At 71.7% G+C, this 357-nt stretch carries 1 pseudogene; it reads left to right on the top strand.

Features of this window, described 5'->3' with window-relative positions:
• Positions 1-357 (top strand): annotated as a pseudogene (locus A9Z05_RS05660) (MFS transporter); the annotation flags it as partial.

Genomic DNA, 357 nt, shown 5'->3' with positions numbered 1-357 from the left:
CGGGCGATCGCGGTCGCGATGCTCGGCATACCGGCGGCGATGTCGATCGGCATTCCGGCCGGCACCGCGCTCGGCGCGACGTTCGGCTGGCGCGTCGCGTTCGCGGGGATCACGGTCGCGGCGCTGGCGCTGATCGGCTGGATTCGCCTGCGCGTGCCCGACCACCCGGGCCAGCAGGCCGGCGCGCGCGAGCCGGTGCTGGGCGTGATGATGCTGCCCGGCGTACGGCCGGTGTTGACGGTGATGTTCGCGTACGTGCTCGCGCACAACATGCTGTACACGTATGTCGCGCCGTTCCTTGCGGGTGTGCGGATGGGCGCGCAGGTCGACGTGGTGCTGTTCGTGTTCGGCGTCGCG

Source organism: Burkholderia sp. A2, from assembly GCF_001729305.1.
In the GTDB taxonomy this organism is placed as follows: domain Bacteria; phylum Pseudomonadota; class Gammaproteobacteria; order Burkholderiales; family Burkholderiaceae; genus Burkholderia; species Burkholderia sola.
The sequence above is the reverse complement of the archived record's forward strand: the minus strand, read 5'-3'. Positions and strand labels throughout refer to the sequence as shown.